This is a genomic window from [Bacillus] selenitireducens MLS10 (assembly GCF_000093085.1).
In the GTDB taxonomy this organism is placed as follows: Bacteria; Bacillota; Bacilli; order Bacillales; family Salisediminibacteriaceae; genus Salisediminibacterium; species Salisediminibacterium selenitireducens.
This window is the reverse complement of record NC_014219.1, coordinates 3,015,250-3,032,135: the sequence shown is the minus strand read 5'-3', so window position 1 is coordinate 3,032,135 and position 16,886 is coordinate 3,015,250. Positions and strand designations below refer to the sequence as shown.

12 protein-coding genes and 1 pseudogene are annotated in these 16,886 nt (G+C 51.4%); 8 read left to right on the top strand and 5 right to left on the bottom strand.

Annotated features, from left to right (window positions below):
- Together ade and BSEL_RS17215 are read left to right on the top strand one after the other, a co-directional pair.
- The gene (gene ade, locus BSEL_RS14250; RefSeq protein ID WP_013173706.1) at nucleotides 1-1,734 is read left to right on the top strand and encodes an adenine deaminase; all 1,734 of its coding nucleotides are present in this window, start codon (nucleotides 1-3) and stop codon (nucleotides 1,732-1,734) included.
- A gap of 156 nt (nucleotides 1,735-1,890) precedes the next feature.
- Nucleotides 1,891-4,227 (top strand): bifunctional diguanylate cyclase/phosphodiesterase, encoded by a 2,337-nt coding sequence (locus BSEL_RS17215; RefSeq protein WP_013173705.1) that lies wholly within the window; start codon nucleotides 1,891-1,893, stop codon nucleotides 4,225-4,227.
- Between the two features lie 101 nt (nucleotides 4,228-4,328).
- On the opposite strand, the gene BSEL_RS14240 is transcribed toward BSEL_RS17215, so the two are convergent.
- Nucleotides 4,329-5,882 (bottom strand): methyl-accepting chemotaxis protein, encoded by a 1,554-nt coding sequence (locus tag BSEL_RS14240; protein ID WP_013173704.1) that lies wholly within the window; start codon nucleotides 5,880-5,882, stop codon nucleotides 4,329-4,331.
- A gap of 487 nt (nucleotides 5,883-6,369) precedes the next feature.
- Between BSEL_RS14240 and BSEL_RS14230 the strand changes: the two genes are divergently transcribed.
- Nucleotides 6,370-7,683: an anaerobic C4-dicarboxylate transporter family protein gene (locus tag BSEL_RS14230; RefSeq protein ID WP_013173703.1), complete on the top strand. Its 1,314-nt coding sequence runs from the start codon at nucleotides 6,370-6,372 to the stop codon at nucleotides 7,681-7,683.
- 80 nt (nucleotides 7,684-7,763) lie between these two features.
- Here BSEL_RS14230 and csaA read toward each other — a convergent pair whose 3' ends face one another.
- A complete protein-coding gene (csaA, locus tag BSEL_RS14225; RefSeq protein WP_013173702.1) occupies nucleotides 7,764-8,096 on the bottom strand; it encodes a chaperone CsaA in 333 nt (110 codons plus the stop codon).
- 20 nt (nucleotides 8,097-8,116) lie between these two features.
- Nucleotides 8,117-9,892, bottom strand: coding sequence for a DNA helicase RecQ (gene recQ, locus BSEL_RS14220; RefSeq protein ID WP_013173701.1), 1,776 nt, complete (start codon nucleotides 9,890-9,892; stop codon nucleotides 8,117-8,119).
- Between the two features lie 151 nt (nucleotides 9,893-10,043).
- On the opposite strand from recQ, the gene BSEL_RS14215 reads away from it, so the two are divergent.
- Together BSEL_RS14215 and BSEL_RS14210 are read left to right on the top strand one after the other, a co-directional pair.
- The gene (locus tag BSEL_RS14215; RefSeq protein ID WP_013173700.1) at nucleotides 10,044-10,667 is read left to right on the top strand and encodes an alpha/beta hydrolase; all 624 of its coding nucleotides are present in this window, start codon (nucleotides 10,044-10,046) and stop codon (nucleotides 10,665-10,667) included.
- The gene (locus BSEL_RS14210) at nucleotides 10,664-11,305 is read left to right on the top strand and encodes a flavin reductase family protein (RefSeq protein ID WP_013173699.1); all 642 of its coding nucleotides are present in this window, start codon (nucleotides 10,664-10,666) and stop codon (nucleotides 11,303-11,305) included. The genes BSEL_RS14215 and BSEL_RS14210 overlap by 4 nt, the downstream gene beginning before the upstream one ends.
- Nucleotides 11,306-11,420: 115 nt before the next feature.
- Here BSEL_RS14210 and BSEL_RS14205 read toward each other — a convergent pair whose 3' ends face one another.
- Nucleotides 11,421-13,118 (bottom strand): hypothetical protein, encoded by a 1,698-nt coding sequence (locus BSEL_RS14205; protein ID WP_013173698.1) that lies wholly within the window; start codon nucleotides 13,116-13,118, stop codon nucleotides 11,421-11,423.
- Nucleotides 13,119-13,368: 250 nt separating this feature from the next.
- Here BSEL_RS14205 and BSEL_RS14200 point away from each other — a divergent pair.
- From BSEL_RS14200 to BSEL_RS17795, 3 genes and pseudogenes are all read left to right on the top strand, one after another.
- Nucleotides 13,369-15,266 (top strand): annotated as a pseudogene (locus BSEL_RS14200) (ABC-F family ATP-binding cassette domain-containing protein).
- A gap of 154 nt (nucleotides 15,267-15,420) precedes the next feature.
- Nucleotides 15,421-16,197, top strand: a complete 777-nt coding sequence (locus BSEL_RS14195; RefSeq protein WP_013173697.1) for a tryptophan-rich sensory protein — start codon at nucleotides 15,421-15,423, stop codon at nucleotides 16,195-16,197.
- A 54-nt stretch (nucleotides 16,198-16,251) separates the two neighbouring features.
- Nucleotides 16,252-16,419: a hypothetical protein gene (locus tag BSEL_RS17795; RefSeq protein ID WP_013173696.1), complete on the top strand. Its 168-nt coding sequence runs from the start codon at nucleotides 16,252-16,254 to the stop codon at nucleotides 16,417-16,419.
- 78 nt (nucleotides 16,420-16,497) lie between these two features.
- Here the strand turns inward: BSEL_RS17795 and BSEL_RS14190 are convergent, their stop codons facing one another.
- Nucleotides 16,498-16,827: a DUF2325 domain-containing protein gene (locus BSEL_RS14190; RefSeq protein WP_013173695.1), complete on the bottom strand. Its 330-nt coding sequence runs from the start codon at nucleotides 16,825-16,827 to the stop codon at nucleotides 16,498-16,500.
- Nucleotides 16,828-16,886 lie beyond the last annotated feature (59 nt).

The following is a 16,886-nucleotide window of genomic DNA, read 5'->3' as shown; positions in this document are numbered from 1 at the left end:
ATGAATGAGCAGGACAACCTGAAAAGACGGATCGACGTGGCATCGGGCAGGGAAAAGGCCGACCTGGTAATCAAAAATGCCAATGTCGTCAATGTGTTCTCCCTCGAGGTTGAACGATGCGACGTGGCAGTTCAGGACGGCATCATTGCCGGGACTGGCATGTATGAAGGAAAGACGGAAATCGATGTGCAGGGGCAATATATGGTGCCGGGCCTGATCGACGGGCATGTGCATATTGAGTCTTCCATGGTCCAGCCGCGGCGGTTCTCTGAAGTGGTCGTTCCCCACGGGGTGACGACGATTGTGACGGACCCTCATGAAATTGCCAACGTCAGTGGCAGTGAAGGCGTGCAGTTTATGATTGATGATTCAGAGAATATCCCTCTCGACGTGGCGTTTATGCTGCCGAGCTGTGTACCGGCGACGCCTTTTGAGAACGCCGGTGCGAGACTGACCGCAGGGGATCTGAAGCCGTTTTACCAACACCCGAGGGTGCTCGGATTGGCAGAGGTCATGGACTACCCGTCCGTCGAACAGACCGATGAGGATATGCTGACAAAGCTTAGTGATGCCAGTGCGCATACCGGGCACATCGATGGTCACGGTGCCGGCTTGCCGGATGCGAGTTTGAACGTCTACCGCAGTGCCGGCGTCAAAACCGATCATGAATGCACCACGGCTGAAGAGGCGCTGGCCCGGATCCGTTCAGGCTTTTATGTCATGATCAGACAGGGCTCTGCCGCGAAGGATCTCCCGGCATTGCTTCCTGCCGTCAATGACCGGAATGCGCGTAAATTCATGTTCTGCACCGATGACAAGCATATTGATGAACTCCTCGAACGGGGTTCGATTGATGACCATATCCGCCTGGCCGTTGATCGGGGCATGGATGCGGTTCAGGCGGTTCAGATCGCGTCTTTGAATGCGGCTGAATGCTACGGATTCACGGATAAAGGGGCGATTTCCCCGGGTTATCGAGCCGATTTCATCCTTCTTGACGATCTTGAACGCTTTGAGATCGATGCGGTTTGGAAGGATGGCGAGATGGTGGCAAGAAAAGGCAAGATGCTGACGGGTGATGAACGGACAGAGACCGGTTACCCAAAAGCCGTTCAAAACACCGTACAGATTCCTGCCGTTACGGAGAAAGACCTGCATATTCCCGTGAATGAGTCAGGGTCTGCGATGGTCATCGAACTCACACCGCACAGCCTTGTCACGGCGAAAGGATTTGCAACACTCCCTGTCCAGGAGGGGCGTTTTCAGGCGGATCCGTCTCAGGACATCTGGAAAATGGCCGTGATCGAAAGGCACCGTGCAACGGGAAATATCGGACTCGGCTTCATAAAAAATCTCGGTCTGAAGGGTGGTGCGATCGCCGGCACAATTGCCCATGATTCGCACAACCTCGTTGCGGCAGGGGACGCTGATGCGGATATGCTTCTTGCGATCCGGTCGGTGGAAGAGATGGGCGGCGACCTCGCTGTTGTGAAGGACGGGACGCTTATCGGCAGCCTTTCTCTCGATATTGCCGGGCTGATGTCATCCAGGCCGGTTCAGGAAGTCTTTACCGGCATCAGAGAGGTGGATCGTGCCCTTGCGGAAATCGGCTACACCGGTGCCTTTCATCCGTTCTCCGCACTGTCCTTTATGTGTCTGCCGGTGATCCCGGCGCTGAAGCTGACGGATCTTGGATATTTTGACAGTGAAACGGGAACCCATTGTAAAGTATGACCAGATTGACAGGAATCACGACAAAAACATGACAACCGAATCAGATTTCGTGTATGATTAAATGGTGAATCGTACATTTTACTCAGTCTCGGGGGATGATTGACTCTTGGAGAATGAGGCAGCACCATACACGGGATAAAAAGGGGGACGCAGGCAATGTTTAAATCCATCAAGGCTCAGTTGATGATTTATCCGATGCTTGCCGTCCTTTTTTTAGCGGTTGTTCTCGGGCTGATTGTGCAAAACCAGCTGAACCGGGTGCCGGATCACCTGATGCATCAGTACGAGGATATAGTGGAAAGCCGATCGGACACGATCGATGCCGAATTGACGGCACTCATTGACACGGTCCGGATGATCAGTCAGTCCAACGTGATTCAGTCCGGAGACCTTTCCGAGATTCAGGCATTTTTGCCGACCGTCGTCCTTCAGGAAAAACACCGGAACATGACCGTTGCGGATACCGACGGGATCGCCTGGACATCGAATGGGGATACCATTGACATCTCCGATCAGGAACAGTATGAGAAGATTATCCTTGAACGGGAACCGTATTGGGTCAGTCAGCCGTTTATCAGTCCGTATGCCGATCCGGATGTGCCGATCATGATCGTCTCTCATGAGATTCGTAATGATGCAGGAGACATTACGGGACTCGTGAATGTGGTGACGGAAATTTACTTTCTGACGGACATTGTGGAATCCGTTGAGCTCGGGGAAACGGGGTTTTCCTGGATCCTGCATAACAGCGGGGACGTGATTATTCACCCTGAGGTTGCCGTACAGGATCAGATGAGTCTGGATGCGTTATATCCCGATCGGGAAAACCGGTTTCAGGCTCTCATAGACGGGGATCTTGATTGGATAGAACACGAGGATCATGAGGGCAATGACGTCTTTACCTTTCATCAGGCTGTTGAAGAAGCTTCAACGGAGTGGCATCTGATGTTTTCCATCGACAAAGAGGAGGTGCTCGGTGAGGTTCAGGGCATTCAATCGACCATTACGGCAACCCTCGGCATGGTGATTGGCCTTGTCGTGCTGTTTTCTCTGTACTTCTCAAATAAGATGGCACGTCCGATCGTTCGCCTCAAAGATTTGTTTGATGAAGCGGAACAAGGGAACTCGGAAGTCAGAGCGGATGAATCAGTGAAGAATGAAATCGGGGAGGCGGCAAGAAGCTTTAATGCCATGCATGAAAAGATCCGGAATTTGACGTACTATGACCCGCTCACCAAATTATATAATTTCAACGGTTTTTTGATTGAACTGCCGTTTCGGGTGAAGAAACTCACCCAAAAAGAAGGATACACGGCAATTGCCCTCATTTCCATCGATGACTTCAAGCGGTTCAACAGCCTCAGAGGCTATCAGGCGGGAAATGAGATTTTGAGGAAATTTGCGGACCGTCTTACGATGTACATGCAAGAAGGTGAGATGGTCGGCCGTTACTTCGGTGATGAGTTTATCCTTGTGATGCATGCCAATACGACGGACAATATTGAACGGCGCATCCGGACGATCTGGCAAAATGCCATGACCAACCTCGCTGATTCCGAGCACGGCTGGAATCTGAAGATGTCCATTGGAGCCGTGATTACGAAGGAGATCTATGGGACGGCGGATGAATGCCTTGCTCAGGCGAATATGGCAAAACTGCAGGCAAAGCGTGAAGGCGGAAACCGCTACCGGTTTTATGCCAAAGCCATGACCCGTGTCATTGAAGAAGATCAGCGCCTTGAAAACGAATTGAACTATGCCCTTGAACGCGGAGAGCTGGAGCTTTATTATCAGCCGATCGTCGATGTAGGGAACGGAGAAGTTTATGGCAATGAAGCGCTCATTCGCTGGACCCATCCCGAGTATGGATCGGTGTCCCCTGTGAAGATGATTGAAATTGCCGAGCGCTCAGGACAAATCGTGGAAATCGGTGAATGGGTGCTGAAAGAAGGACTGAGACAAAACCGCCTCTGGCAGGATCAGGGCTTTAAGCCAATGTTTATCTCCATCAATATTTCGGTGATTCAGTTTGAGCAGCCGAACTTCATCCGCAGTGTCAAAAAGGCCATCGAAGACTCGGGTCTTGATCCAAAGTGGATTCAGCTCGAAATCACGGAAACAACGGCCATGAGTCTTGGAGACGATAAAATTGAAAAGATGGCGGCTCTTAAGGGACTCGGCGTCAGTATCGCCATCGATGACTTTGGAACCGGCTATTCTTCCCTTGCCTATTTCACGCAGTTTCCGATCACGACCTTGAAGATCGATCGGACGTTTATTTCAAGGCTAGGAAAAGATCCGAAAGCGGAGATGATTACAGAAGCCGTCATCAGCATGGCCGAAACCCTCCGGATCCAGACCGTTGCCGAAGGGGTTGAAACGGCTGAACAGGCAGCGTTTTTAAAGGAACTTGGCTGCACGTATATTCAGGGGTTTTATTTTGCAAAACCGATGCCCCCGTCGAAAGCGGAGAATCTATTTACAAAAAAGTGAACAAGAGTGCCCGAATGAGAAAAACGAAAAACGTGCCGCATCCGATTGATCCATCAGCTGATGGCAAGGATGCGGCACGTTTTTTACACAGGGGAATGGTTTCAGGACGGTTTGTCTGACTGCTGCATATCCCGCTTCATATCCTCGATCTGGGACATGAGGTCGTGCATTTCTTCTGATACTGCGGCCGTGCTGTCCGTAAAGGCGGTAATAATGGAGAGCTGTTCTTCGGAAGTGCCGGAAATCGTCTCGATTCCTGAGCGGTTCGATTCGGCGATGCTGTTGATCTCATCAAGAACGGCTGTAATTCCTGCCATTCGTTCACCGGTGGATTCCGCGAGCTGATAGGAGGTTTTCGTATCGGCGGCAACTTTTTCGATTTCAGCGACGATGGTTTTGAAGCGGTCTTCGGTCTCCTGAACCTGTTGGAGTCCGTGGGCGCTTTGCTGTTTACCGGTCTCCATCACGTCACGGAGGTCCTTCGCATCTTTGATGAGCCCGTCGACGACGCCGGCAATTCTCGCCGCATACTGACGGGACTGATCGGCGAGTTTTCTCACTTCGTCCGCCACAACGGCAAAGCCTTTGCCGGATTCACCGGCCCTGGCGGCCTCGATGGCTGCGTTTAAGGCGAGGAGATTCGTCTGTTCGGCAATATCCGTGATCAGATCGAGCGTCTTCGTAATCTCAGATGAGCGTGATTCAAGTCTTGTGGATGCTTCGTCCATCTGACTGACTGCACCGGAGAGCTCCTGCATGACCGTTGCTGTGGATTCCATGCTTGCCTGTCCTTCGTTTGCAAGGGTTGAGGTAGATTCAGAGACGGAAACAGAGCGTTCGGCCTGTTCAATGATCTGCCGGACATCGGAAGCAATCGCTGTCATATCTTCGGCACTGCCTGTTGCTTTTTCAAGCTGCCGGTTCGCGCCTTCAACCATATCATTCAACGCATAGGCAATCTGCTTTGAGGATTCGGAGGCTTCCTGTGCACCTGAATCGAGATTTTGCACATTTGCCAAGACGGTTTCCGAAGTCGAAGAGATGTTTTGAAGCAGGTTTTCAATTACCCTTGCGTGCTCCTCGTCGGATTGTTCGACTTTAAGCAGGAATCGCTGGCGGGCAATGATCTGAACGATAATGACGGCGACGGTGAGGACGACGAACACGACATGGACCATCAGAAGTGTAAATGGATACGTATCCGTTCCACAAATGAGTTCCGGTACGGTGAAATAGCCCCCGATGTGCTGAACGGCAAACAAAGCAGCACTGATTAAAATCAGCTTGATCCTTTCAAAGTAGGCAAGGGAAGCGAGGACCATAAAAATGGAGAAATGGTATTCCACCATCCCGTCTCCGCCGGCAATCATCGAGATGCTTGCGAACGTGAGGGTCAGTGTCAACAACAGGGGCAACTGCGCCTGAGTTCTGTTTCTCCAAAAGAGAACACCGCTCACAATAAGCAGGATAATCGGTATAAAGAAAAGCACGTTCAGGACCGGGATCAGATGAGCGGGTGTTCCGGCATGAAGCTGTGAGGCAAGCAGATACGTATCAAGCCAGCCAGCTCCGCGGTGCAGGTAGTGCACGAGCCAGGTTAGGAGTACAACAATCAGACTGAAGACGAGCATAATGAAATTCTTTCGTTCTTGCATGAACATATCCCCTTACAGATAAATGGTTTAAGATCGTACAATATTCATGGATCCAAATCATTATATACCCTGCTAAGCATAAAGAAAACACTTTTTTGACAATGTTAAAAATGTTTACTGAACCATACACGCTTTGAATTGCTGTCTTGAAAGTGTTAACGGGATCGTGGAAGCGATGATTCGGCAGAAAAAAAGATCATCCATGCGTAAGGCGTATCCAGTGCCTTCAGAGAGAGGGAGATGGGTTCTCAGCGTGACAAACGGATGCTGTGATGATTCGAACATGTTGCCGGAATTTGCTACACTCATTTTCGTCAGCTCATCAGATGACACTTCACTTGCAGTGATGTGAAAGATGAATGGCAGAGATCAGCCATCGGATCATCAAAAAAGAACATTATGTGAATTGTTTCACATTGGGGTGTTCAGACATCTGAGCGAAGCTTATCATAGGTAGTATCAAATACATACAGAGAAGGTGAATGCATTGTTTATTTTACAGTTTATGATTGTACTTCTTGCCATCCTGATCGGGGCAAGAATCGGCGGGATCGGCCTCGGGATCATGGGGGGCGCAGGGCTTGCGATCCTGACGTTTGTCTTCAATCTCGAACCGACTGCACCGCCAATCGATGTCATGCTGATGATCGTGGCCGTTGTGACGGCAGCCGGTACGCTTCAGGCAGCCGGGGGGATGAACGTCCTCGTCAATCTCGCAGAGAAAATCCTCCGGAAGAATCCGTCCAGGATCACATTCATGGCACCGATCACAACGTATCTGTTTACGTTCTTCGCAGGTACCGGTCACGTGGCTTACACGCTTCTGCCGGTTATTTCCGAAGTGGCACAGGAATCGAAAGTCCGGCCGGAGCGGCCATTGTCCGTTGCGGTTATCGCGTCCCAGCAGGCGATTGTGGCGAGTCCGATTTCTGCTGCGACGGTGGCCCTGCTTGCCATGATCGCAGGCTTTGACTTCACGCTCATGAACATCCTCATGATCACCGTGCCATCAACCTTTATCGGGATCATGACAGCCGCGTTTGTCGTGAAGAACCGCGGACCGGAGCTTGAAGAAGATCCGGAATACCTGAAACGCCTGAAAGAGGGACTTGAGCCGGCGAGAGTTGCCCGGGATCAGTCTGACGTGACCAATCGTTCAGTCTTTTCCGTATGGCTCTTCCTCGTTGCTGCGGTTTTAATCGTTCTGCTCGGAACCTTTGATCAGCTTCGTCCGTCCTTTGGAACAGGAGAAGACGTGACAGTTCTGTCCATGCCGCACACGATTCAGATCGTCATGCTCACCGTTGCCGCTCTGATTCTGCTCATATGTAAAGTGGATGCGGCGAAAGTCGCCACAGGCAGCGTATTCCGCGCCGGAATCGTCGCCGTTGTTGCCATCTTCGGGATTGCCTGGATGGGGGATTCGTTCTTCCAGGCAAATATGGATATCATTGAGCCGGCTGTTCAGGGGATGGTTCAAACGGCACCATGGATCTTTGCCTTTGCACTCTTCATCATGTCGATCTTCCTGAATTCCCAGGCCGCGACGGTGGGTGCGCTGATGCCGCTCGGTTTGACTCTCGGAATCAACCCGGCCTTCATGATCGCCATGTTCCCGGCAGTGAACGGGTATTTCTTCATGCCGAACTACGGTCCGATTATCGCAGCCATCGGGTTTGACCGGACAGGTACGACGAAGATCGGTAAATTTGTCTTTAACCACAGCTTTATGCTCCCGGGTCTCGTTGCCACATTTGTGGCCGTCGCAGTCGGGTATGCTCTGGCATTCCTTCTGCTCTGATCCGGTGTCCGATTTGATACACCATGTAAAAGAAAACAGGCACGATCACCGTTCAAACGGGATCGTGCCTGTTTTTCGGTTCAGCCGATTTTCGTGCCGTTCGGAACCGGTTCGTCGGCATTCAGAAGAACCACGTCGCCGTCACCGGGGACAGCTCCGAGAACGAGGACTTCTGATGAGAACCCGGCAATCTTACGGGGCGGGAAATTGACCACTGCCATCACCTGTTTTCCGATCAGTTCAGCCGGTTCATAGCGCTTTGTCACCTGTGCACTGGACTGCTTCATCCCGATCTCTTCCCCGAAATCAATGGTCATCCGGATCGCCGGTACCTTTGCTTTTGGTAATGGTTCGGCTTCCCGGACGGTTCCTGCGCGAATATCAAGCTTCAAAAAATCATCAAATACGGCCATCTGATAGCCCTCCTGTTCTGTTAATCGTTGTCGAGGCGGTACTGCGTGATCAGTTTCATAAACGGCCTGCCGTATGAATCGAGTTTCGACTCCCCGACCCCTTTGATTTGGAGCATAGCCGATTCGGTAACGGGCTGTCTCTCTGCCATTTCATTTAACGTGCGGTCGGAGAAGACCATGTAAGGAGCGACATCGTGCTCTTTGGCCAGTTTTGAACGGAGTTCCCGGAGCTGGATGAAGAGCGGATCTTCTTTGGTGAGTTCCTTCGGCTGTTTCGTTTCTTTTCGGTATACCTTGACCTTGCCTTTCAGGATCGGCAGACATTGTTCAGTCAGCTTCAGGACCGGGTAGCCGCCGCCATCGAGGACGAGGACCTGGGAAGCGACGAGGTAGTCAATGAACTGGGTGACGTCTTTTTGGGATTTCTCTTTCATCAGTCCGTAAGTGGAAAGCTTATGGAACTTCATCTCGAGGAGCTTCTTGTTCCGGCTGCCGACAAGCACCTGAGCGACCATCGTCTTGCCAAACCTTTCGCCCATGCGGTGAATGCAGGAAAGCACCATTTGTGCGTCCCTTGTTACATCTGCAATGGAGCGGTCATCGGCACATTCCGAGCACTTGCCGCATGGAGTTGTATGCCTGTCCCCAAAATAGTGGAGAATGTATTCCTGGAGGCATCCTTCCGTATGGCAGTAGTTGATCATTGCCTGCAGTTTTTGGAATTCCTGCTTCTTCCGCTGGTCGTCAAGATCTGACTGGTCAATCAGGAACTGCTGGATGCGGATATCCTGTGCATCGAATAACAGAATGCATTCTCCGGGTTCCCCGTCACGCCCCGCACGTCCGGCTTCCTGATAATAGCTTTCGATGTTTCTTGGCATCTGCGCATGAATGACGAAGCGGACGTTGGATTTGTTGATCCCCATGCCAAAGGCATTCGTTGCGACCATGACCTGAAGCTCGTCATAAACAAAGGCTTCCTGAATCGATCTCCGGTCATCCTGCGTCATGCCCCCGTGGTAGCGGCCAACCTTGATGTTTTGCTTTAAGAGCCGCGCATAGATCCGCTCAACCTCTTTACGGGTTGCCGCATAAATGATGCCGGAAGCATGGGGGTTTCGAAGGAGGTAGTCTTTTATGTAGCGGGTATTGTCTTCCCCTTTGGCCACATGAAAGGCGAGGTTCTCCCGGGCAAAACCGGTCTGAACCCGGTTACTTGCGGGAATACCGAGGATCGACACGATGCCGTCGGCCACCTCAGGCGTTGCCGTCGCGGTTAATGCAAGCACCGGCGGCGGTTCAAAGAGACGTCCGATCAGCTCCGGAATCCTCAGATAGCTCGGGCGGAAGTCATGCCCCCATTGAGAGAGGCAATGTGCCTCGTCTACGGCTATGAGCGAGACGGGGAGCTGTTCAAACATGGCGTTGAACCCCGGGGATTCAAGGCGCTCAGGAGCGATATAGACGAGCTGGTACGTCCCTTGACGGATCCCCTGGAACCGGCTGCGCACTTCTTCATAAGAGAGCGATGAGTTGATGAATGTCGCTGAGATGCCAAGGGCACTCAGTTCATCGACCTGATCTTTCATCAGCGAAATCAGGGGTGAAATGACGATCGTGACTCCGTCAAGTATCAGGGAAGGAATCTGATAACAGACGGATTTCCCCCCGCCTGTCGGCATGATGCCAAGCGTGGACTGTCCCTGAAAAAGATAGCTCATGATCTCTTCCTGGCCGGTCCTGAATTCACCGTATCCAAAATGACTGTGTAGTTTTTCCTTGGCTGCAGTAAGCATCGTAGATTCTCCTGTTCCGTTAAGATCTGTCCACCTTACAGTGTACCGTGTCACAGCCGCTTATGCCACAGGGAACTGTCATTCAGGTTTAAGAGTCGCACAGATGCGGGTACTTGAAAAGGAATTGACAGATTGGAAAGGGTGAATAAGCATGCATCATATTTATAAACAGGGAAACGGGTCAGACCAGGAGACATTGCTGCTTTTACACGGAACAGGGGGAGACGAAAACGACCTTCTGCCTTTGGCCGACATGATCGATCCGCAGGCAAATGTCCTCAGCGTGCGGGGGAACGTGGATGAAAACGGGATGAACCGGTTCTTCCGCCGCCTCCGTGAAGGAGTATTTGATGAAGAGGATCTTATTTTCCGAACGAAGGAACTGGCGGACTTTATTGACGAAGCCAGTCAAAAATACAAGTTTGACCGCAACAAAGTGATGGCGGTGGGCTATTCGAACGGTGCGAACATTGCCGCAAGCCTCCTTTATCATTATGACAAACCGTTAAAAGGTGCTGTGCTGCTTCATCCGATGGTACCGAGACGGGGCCTTGAGCTGCCGGACATGAAGGGGCTCCCGGTGTTTATCGGCGCCGGATCCAATGATCCGATCTGTCCGCCGGAAGAGACGGAAGAGCTGAAAAAACACCTCGATGCACAAGGGGCGGACGTGGAGCTGTTCTGGGACCAGCAGGGCCACCAGCTCACCCGGGCGGAGATTGACAAAGCGAAGATCTGGTATGAAAAACAGGTGTCCGGAGCTGATCCGTCATGATCCATATTGATCCGAAGGAATGGGGAAAAGCGGAAAACTATAAGTTCTTGACTTCGGCAGTCATTCCAAGACCCATCGCATACGTGACTAGCGTATCGAAAGAAGGCGTGCTGAATGCAGCCCCGTTCAGCTATTTCAATGTCGTATCCGCCGAGCCGCCCATTCTGATGGTGTCCATCGGACGGAAGAACGGGGTGCAAAAAGACACGGCACGAAACATTCTCGAGCAGGGTGAATTTGTAGTGCATATGGTGACGGAATCCAATGTGAAGAAAGTAAACCGGTCTGCGATGGCCCTCCCGCCGGAGGAGAGCGAAGTGACCCGATTCAAACTGAATCCGGAGCCGAGCCGGTTTGTATCCGTGCCGTCACTGAAAGATGCGCCGGTCCGGATCGAATGCGTCCTTGAGAAGCATCTGGTGTTTGAAGAGGGCGAATCGGCGACTGATGTGATCTTCGGCCGAATCGTTCAGTATGTCCTCGACGAGAAAGTCGCGGGTAAAGGCGAATCAGAGACAGGGATTGTGGTGAAGCCGAAAAAAGCGAAGGTGATCGGCAGACTTGGCGGGAACCGGTATATCAAACAGGGAAAGATCTTTTCACTGAAGCGGCCGGTATACAAACCGAAAAAACGCTGATTTCAGTTTCAACGATTGACGAATACGAGATGTATCCATCTATACAAAACGCCACGGCCCTCTTTGTTGAGGGCCGTGGCGTTTGCTGATAGGCATGTTCGTGCTGTGAAAAGAGTCAGTTGAGGATCTCGAACTCTTCCACGGGTTGAATCTCTTCGCCGCCATCCATAAATTCAATGCGTACCGTGTCTCCAGGTTCTAAGAAAACCGCGCGCGGATAAGAACTCGAGCTGACTGTGAAGATGCGGTCAAAGTCTTCAAGAAGGAAGCGCACGGTGACACTGTCTTCACGGTCCCACTGATAAACCCGTTCGACGGTGGCAGTGATCTCTTCAAGATCCGTCAGTTCACCTGGTACGATATCCTCATCGGTTCTCGTGGCGAGTTCAAGCTGATAGGCGCCAAAGGCTTCGCGCTTCGTATCCCCATAGCCGAAAACGTTCTCGTCTCGGGCATTGACAAGCATGATTTCACGAAGGACGCTGTTGCGGTCCATCAGGGGTACAACCCACGTATACTGTCCGTAGACGTTATACAGGGACGGCGTACCGGCGACGTAATCATCCCGGCGGAAGGTCCTTTCGGCAAGATCCATGGCAACCCGTCCGTTTAATGACCCGCTGGCGTCCCGGAAATAGCGGAGTTCACCGGTGCGGGCGTCGAACATCGTAAAGCCGATCATGGATCTTGAAGTCTCTTCCCCTTCACCCGTCAGGCGGGTGTGATCGGTGAACCAGGACAGGTTCAGACTCTCGTCCACGACACCGGTCATGCCGTCATCAGATCCCCAGTATGTCGGCTGCGTCAGTCCTTCACGTCCGAAGAAACGGTTCACGATGCCGGATTTGTAAATCCCGAACCACGTATTCCTCTCCTCTGCAATATGAGGCGGGAAGATCCGGTTGACCCATTCAGGGGTGTCTTCCACGGTGTGCTGCGTCATTTCACCACTGACGGGATCGACGATAATAACCCCTTCGATATCCGATACTCGGCGGAATTCCGTATAAGAGCCGTAGCTAACAATATAATGCGGATTCATGTCTTCGTCGATCTCGAAGTGGGTGTCATACATGACGACGTCAGGGTAGGCGGAACGGACATGCCGGTTCACATCTTCATGAAAATATGCAGACGGGACGTACGTCATCGGTGTTTCAATCAGCTGCGGCTCTTCTCTCGGATTCTCTGCGCTGACGACGATGAAGCCAGGCGCTGCATCACTTCTGATCCAGCGGAACAGGCCGTCATATTCGATCGGGGTCACCCAGTAAAGGGAACCGTCGTGCTGCTGGATGCGCGTCGTACCAAGGTTGTAGAAGGCCTGATTCGGAAGCTGCCCCATAAGAATATCGGAGCGGTACTCTGCGTAGCTTCTCGGAACGACAGGGATATTCTCTTCATTGACCGGGTTCAGCTCATCCACGGTAACCTCTTCGCCGTCGGCCATATTGTATTTCTGGTCGGCCAGGAAAAGCGGCTGAAGCAGCCAGAAGACGACGAACAGGATCAGCAGTACGGCGCCGATCCCGGCTCCGATCAAAGCCGACTGCTTTCGGAAGGATTTCACAAAGGTGAAAACAAGCGTGGAATCAACGATCAGCCCAAGTGAAAAGAGGGGAAGATAGTATGTAAGGACCCCCGTGACACTCTGATCAAGCAGCCCCACATAGAAGAGTAACACGCCGTAAATGACCCCGGCTGTGAAGCGGAGCGGAATCCATTTTTTAAGAAGCGGTGTGTTCCACCAGGTTTTGTGAAATGGCAAAAAAAGTAACGCCAGCACGATGCTGACGATGAACATCTGGATCATGGCAATTCCCCCTGAATAAAAATATTGATAGCTCTGTTTTCTTTACGGATCAGACAGGTTTCAAGTTTCGTGAAACCCCTGTTCAGTTTACCATGAAAATGCAGATTGAGTAAGCGTAAAAGACAGTTAATACAGGTATTTTGGTTTGTGGAACAGACAGGAGAGAAAACCGTCTCAAAAGTACGCGGAAATCTGATACGATAGAACAGAGAAAAAAACAGATCAGACCAAAGGAAAAGGTGAACGATACATGACGATTTTGCAATGCAAAGAACTGACGAAGACGTTTGGAGAAAAGACGCTGTTTGACCGGGTGAGTTTCTCTGTGGGGGCAAAGGAACGCATCGGCCTCATCGGGGTGAACGGCACGGGGAAATCGACGCTGTTGAAAGTGATTGCCGGCATCGAAGGCAAGGAACACGGCACGTTTGAACATGCAGGTGATTTCTCCATTGAATACATGCCGCAGGACCCGGAATTTCCTGAAGGCGTGTCGGTACTTGACATTGTGTTCGGGGGCGATATGCCGGTCATTCGGGCAATGAAACACTATGAAGAAGTGTTGACCCGGCTCGAACAGGATCCGGCCAGTGACCATTGGCAGAATACGCTGATGAAGGCCCAGGAGCGCATGGATCAGGAAGATGCATGGGACGCCAACACGCAGGCGAAAACCATTCTGAGTAAGCTCGGGATTACCGATTATTTCAAAGAGGCAACGACACTCTCGGGCGGTCAGAAAAAACGCGTCGCCATTGCCCGCTCCCTCATTCAACCCGTGGATCTTCTCTTGCTCGATGAGCCGACGAATCATCTTGACAACCATACCATTGAGTGGCTTGAAGGGTTTCTTGCCGCCTATCCCGGGGCCCTCATGCTCATCACACACGACCGCTACTTCCTTAACCGGGTGACGGACGTGATCTTTGAACTGAATCACGGCAGACTCTTTCGCTATGAGGGCAATTACGAAACGTTTCTTGAAAAGAAGGCAGAACGTGAACAGAATGAAGCAGCGCGGGAAGACAAACGACAGAATCTCCTCAGAAGAGAGATTGCCTGGCTGAAGCGCGGGGCCAAAGCAAGAACGACAAAACAAAAAGCAAGAAAGCAGCGGATCGAGGCCATTCAGGAAGACGGGCCGATCCAGGATGAGGGTGAGCTTGATTTCGCCATCGGATCGGTGCGTCTCGGTAAGAAGGTCATTGAACTTGAAGGGATCAGTAAATCCCTTGACGGAAAGACACTGTTTACAGATGTGAACGAACTGATCACCCGGGGAGACCGGATCGGCATGATCGGTCCGAACGGGGTTGGCAAATCCACGCTTTTGAACATTATGGCGGGACGGAAATCACCGGATGATGGAACGCTCGATATCGGCGAGACCGTGCGCATCGGCTACTATACCCAGGACCATGACACGATGGACGAAGACATGCGGATGATTGATTATATTAAGGACACGGCCGAGGCTGTCCGAACGGTTCAGGGCGATCTGATTACCGCAGAGCAGATGCTCGAGCGGTTCCTGTTCACAAGACCGAGCCAGCGGACGCATATCCGGCGGCTCTCCGGCGGTGAAAGAAGGCGCCTGTATTTACTGAAGGTTCTCATGGAAGAGCCGAACGTGCTCTTTCTTGATGAGCCGACGAATGACCTCGATACGACGACGCTGTCGATTCTTGAAGACTATCTCGATCAGTTCCCGGGCGTTGTGATCACGGTATCCCACGACCGCTATTTCCTTGACCGGGTCGTCGACCGACTGCTTGTCTTCAAAGGCAACGGGGTTGTGGAAGGCTATTACGGCAGCTACAGTGAGTGGCTAGACAGTGAGAAAGAAGCAAAAAAAGAAGAGGTTCGTCAGAAGAAACAGGAACAGCGCGCACCTGAAACGGACCGGCTTGCACCGAAAAAAAGCTCTCTTATCATGAACAAAAGGAATGGGAAACCATTGAAGAGCGGATCATGGACCTTGAGACGGCGATTGAACAGACCGCTCAGGAAATAGAAGCAACCGGCAGTGATTTTGACCGGGCGCGGGAGCTTTACGAACAGCAGCAGGCTCAGGAAGAGGAGCTCGAGGCGGCCATGGCCCGGTGGGAGACCCTCTCCTTACTTGTCGAGTCCCTCGATCAGGGTTAATCGTGACCTTTTTTCTATCCTTCTATAACAATCATCAACCTCAAAAGGGAAAACGGTGATAAAGAAATCCATATACGGCGAAAAAACAGATTGATTGTAAAAGTTTACGGGTATAGGTTGATAGGAACAAGACGAAAGGGGGGATTTCCCCATTATGAACGGCTCAAAATGGGCGATCATCAATCTGGTCGCTCTCATCCAGATGGTCATCATGAATGCACTTGCCAATATCCTGCCCATTAACGGCAGACAGACAGGGGACATCTCCGATTCCTTGGGAGTCCTGTTTACGCCTGCCGGTTATGTATTCAGTATCTGGGGACTGATTTATCTCATGCTCGGACTGTGGGTGCTCCGCTCACTTTTTGTCAAAAAGCGTGAAGAGATCGCCGTCATCGAAGCGGTCGGCCCGTTTTTTCTGATTAATGCGCTGTTGAACAGCACCTGGATTCTGCTGTTTCACTACGCGTTTTATCCGGCGACTCTCGCGGTGATCATCCTGATGCTCATCACCCTCATTATCATTTACCGGAGAATCACAAAAGTGGAGGGGGCACGCCGATTGAACCGGTTTCCTTTTTCTCTTTACATGGGCTGGATCTCTGTCGCCACTATATTGAACATCGGGGTTGTGTTTAACGGTGCCGGTTATGAAGAAGGCTGGCTCTTAAGCGGAGCGGTCTGGACGATCCTTGTTCTGATTGTCGCGGTTCTTCTCGCCGCGTATCTGATGAATGCGCTTCGTGACCGGGTTTATCCGCTCGTGTTCGTCTGGGCACTCGCGGGGATCTATGTGGAACGTGCTGCTGAAGCACCTGTTGTAGCGGCTGTCGCGATTATCAGTGCATTCATTCTACTCGCGCTGGTTCTGACTGCGCTGTGGAAACGAAAAGCTTTGTACCCTTCGCCAGAGGGAAAAGTTGATGATTAAGAACGATTCGAACCGGGTACCCGGTTTGTAGAAGGAAAAGAGGGGGCAACACCTATGAATGTATCGAAACAAGATGTCCTTCGTATGGTAGAAAACATGTCTGAAACCGAACTGCGCATCTTATTTACGTTCATGGAAGAATTTCGAATAGCAGAAGCAGAACGTTCTGCGGCAGCTCAGCATGTCAATGGGGAGCACCCCCAGCACCAGCGAAGCAACTGAACAGCAGCCGGATGGATCATTCAGAAAAAAAGCGGAACCCACTCGGGCTCCGCTTTTTTACTTTATAGTGCAAATGCATCAGATCGGACAGTTGCCGTCTTTGAGAAACGGGCAGCTCTCACAGGCGTCTTTACTCGTATTGAGCGTCTGGTAGATTGAACACCAGGACCGTTTCGCATAACAGATGGGAATATTCTGTTTGGACGCTTTCGTTTTGATTTTCTTTGCAATGTTATGGTTAATGAAATCCGTCAGGACGAGCACGAGGTCCACGCCTTCAGGAATATCCTTCTTGACCATCTGTGTTTTTCGTCCGCTCACGTGAAGGACATCATCGAACCCGATCGCCTTCAGTTTATCCGGTATACTTCCGAGTTGATCGCCACCTACCACCATCAGTGAAGACATCGTCATCCCTCCATCACTTTCTTTTTTTGATTCTCATTCTCAATTACATTATACAGAAA